A 3,064-nucleotide genomic window follows, 5' to 3' on the forward strand; every position below is an offset into this window, starting at 1 on the left:
AGGAAAAATAAGTCCTTTTACATTTAATATTTCTATTCTATACGGTTACGATGATAAGCTAGTAGATAATCAAAGATTGATAGAGTGGGCTGATTATACTAGTAAACAATGCCACTTTTATGGATATCAGGGAGGGCACTTTTTTATTAATGATTTTACAGAAGAAGTTGTTAAAATAATAAATAAAACATTAAGTTCATCCGATTTTCAAAGTAAAATATTATAAATGAGACTTTAATATTTCTATGTTTTTTAACATTTTAGCCAAGAAGACTCCTTCTTCAAGGAGCGTGAAGGGTCAGTAGGTAGGAGAGAATTGGCTTCAAACAAGGGATGGCAGGAAGCCATCTTAATTGTTCGACATACAGAAAATGTTACTTCATTATATATCGAATGTACGTTTGGTGTATAATAGTTATATGCCGAAATGGAGGTGAATGAAATGATAATTAATAAAGCCTTTAAGTTTCGTATTTATCCAAATCAAACACAAGCAATTCTAATTAATAAAACGATAGGTTGTTCTCGCTTTGTATTCAATCATTTCCTATCCCTATGGGATCACACATATCAAGAAACTGGAAAAGGTTTAACATATGGTACATGCTCTGCCAAACTTCCTGCCATGAAGAAAGAGTTTGTTTGGCTCAAAGAAGTGGATAGTATTGCGATTCAGTCGACTGTTCGCAACCTTGCGGATGCGTATACACGATTTTTCAAAAAACAAAATAGTGCCCCGCGTTTCAAATCCAAGAAGAATAACGTACAATTTTATACCACAAAACAAACAAATGAAAACATTGCCGTTGTAGGAAACAAAATAAAATTGCCAAAACTAGGTCTTGTTCGATTTGCCAAAAGTCGTGAAATAACGGGACGTATTGTAAATGCTACAGTTAGACGAAACCCTTCTGATAGATATTTTGTGTCACTATTAGTTGAAACAAAAGTACAAGAACTTCCGAAAACTCATTCTTACATTGGGATAGATATAGGACTAAAAGATTTCGCTATTTTGTCAGATGGAAAACCCTATGAAAATCCGAGGTTTTTCCGATTATTAGAAGATAAGTTGGCGAAAGCACAGCGTGTTCTTTCTAGAAGAATGAAAGGATCATCTCGTTGGAATAAACAACGAGTAAAAATAGCTAGAATTCATGAATACATATCAAATGCTAGAAAAGATTACTTAAACAAAATCTCAACTGAAATCATCAAAAACCACGATGTTATCGGTATAGAAGATTTGCAAGTATCAAATATGTTAAAAAATCGTAAGTTAGCAAAAGCAATTAGTGAAGTATCTTGGTCACAGTTTCGAACCATGTTGGAATATAAAGCAAAATGGTATGGCAAACAAGTCATTGTCGTATCGAAAACATTTGCTTCCAGCCAATTATGTTCTTGTTGTGGATATCAAAACAAAGACGTTAAAAATCTAAACCTACGTAAATGGGACTGTCCTTCTTGTCGTACACACCATGATAGGGATATTAACGCAAGTATCAATATAAAGAATGAAGCAATAAGACTTCTAACCGCAGGGACTGCGGGGTTAGCCTAATCAATTAGAGTTCGATAGAACCCTTTACTTAGGAATCCCTCACTTCTAAACGAAGTGAAAGTGGGGGTAGTTCAAATTGTTGTTCTATATCCAATACAACAATTGAAAACTAAAGATGCACTATTACATATTTTTTTCAGTCCAGATTATGTTAAAATTTCTTATGTTGTTTATTTCATAGTCGAATTATGGTTTCGTATCTAATTCAACAATATGTGAGCTGTATACAAAAAGAAAAGACACCCAAAAGGTGTCTTTTCTTCTTTTAATCTAAAAAACATTTTTCTTTTTCAGGAAGATTAATTATCTCACTAACTTAAGCCTCTAATTCAATGCCCTTTTGATCACGGTTCTCAAAAGGTTTCATCTATATTAACATGTAAATAGTTCACTTCCTAATCATATTTCCACCACTATATTTGATTTCTCAAAGATTTTCTGTCTTGTTCTTAATTTTGTCAAAATCTTCATATAGCTACACAAAATATATATGCTATTATGTTTTTAAGAAACTATGCGTTCCCTTAACCCTGTATCCGACCCTGTATTTTTTTACAGGGTCTTTATTTATTTACTTTCATTAGCTTATAAGAGTTAATACACACCCCATTTCAATTATAATCGTTTAAATGTTAGTTAGAATTTGAAATGATAAACCTATTAGCTTTTTAACACTTGTAATCTAATACTAGATTTCTAAATGTATACTACACTAAACATCAGTTAACACCATAAACATAGTGTTAACCATCTTAATTGAATATTAGTAATAGTAAGTATAAAGATTATCAATTTACTATATCTTACATTTATGTAAAAATAGATGTATGTTAAGCTTTTCAAAATCTTTCCCCTAATAAAGATTTGAAGTAGCATTTCATGATTCTCCTTACGGTTAATATGCCTTGAAAAAGAACCCTATAGGGTTCTTTTTCTTCTTATTACATCCACAGCAGATACTTAATTAACATACAAAAAGGACTGACAGTTACTTGCAGTCCTTTTTGTACCTAAATATACACTTATATTAAGTACTTAACTCTTTATTGTATTTGGCATGCATATGAACTACACATGTCATTATCATCTAGATACATAACACTTCCAAATTTAGAAGTACACAATAACAAATCTTTCCCAGCTTCCAGCTACATAACTATTAGCAGTTAATTCTCTACCGCCATTTGCTGATATAAATCTACCATTACTTAGCGCTTGTAATACATATATCCTATTGTCTCCACCATTATATAAGATAAATTTTTCCCATGTCCCAATTGATGTACGATCTGCTACTACTCTACCATTTGGCTCAAACGAAACGTACTTTCCATTACTTTTCGCTTTTAAAGCAAACGTATATAATTCCCCAGTCGGAATTAATTCAAATTTCTCCCATTCATTAACTGCATTACGGTTAGCTATCACATTTCCCGATGGCTCAGCAGAAACATATTGTAAATTTGCTGCCTGTATAGCAACTGTCCAACTTCCATTAAA

The 3,064-nt window shown here is 32.1% G+C and carries 2 protein-coding genes and 1 pseudogene; 2 read left to right on the forward strand and 1 reads right to left on the reverse strand.

The window, feature by feature from the left end:
* Both MKO96_RS29005 and tnpB read left to right on the forward strand, forming a co-directional pair.
* Nucleotides 1-226, forward strand: a pseudogene (locus MKO96_RS29005) (thioesterase II family protein); the annotation flags it as partial.
* A 216-nt stretch (nucleotides 227-442) separates the two neighbouring features.
* Complete coding sequence (tnpB, locus tag MKO96_RS29010; protein WP_240589330.1) at nucleotides 443-1,564, forward strand: IS200/IS605 family element RNA-guided endonuclease TnpB; 1,122 nt, start codon at nucleotides 443-445, stop codon at nucleotides 1,562-1,564.
* A 1,110-nt stretch (nucleotides 1,565-2,674) separates the two neighbouring features.
* On the opposite strand, the gene MKO96_RS29015 is transcribed toward tnpB, so the two are convergent.
* Nucleotides 2,675-3,064, reverse strand: a 390-nt coding sequence (locus MKO96_RS29015; protein ID WP_240589331.1) for a fascin domain-containing protein, incomplete at its 5' end; no start/stop codon positions are given.

It is taken from the genome of Bacillus sp. ES1-5, assembly GCF_022487605.1.
Taxonomy (GTDB): Bacteria; Bacillota; Bacilli; order Bacillales; family Bacillaceae_G; genus Bacillus_A; species Bacillus_A wiedmannii.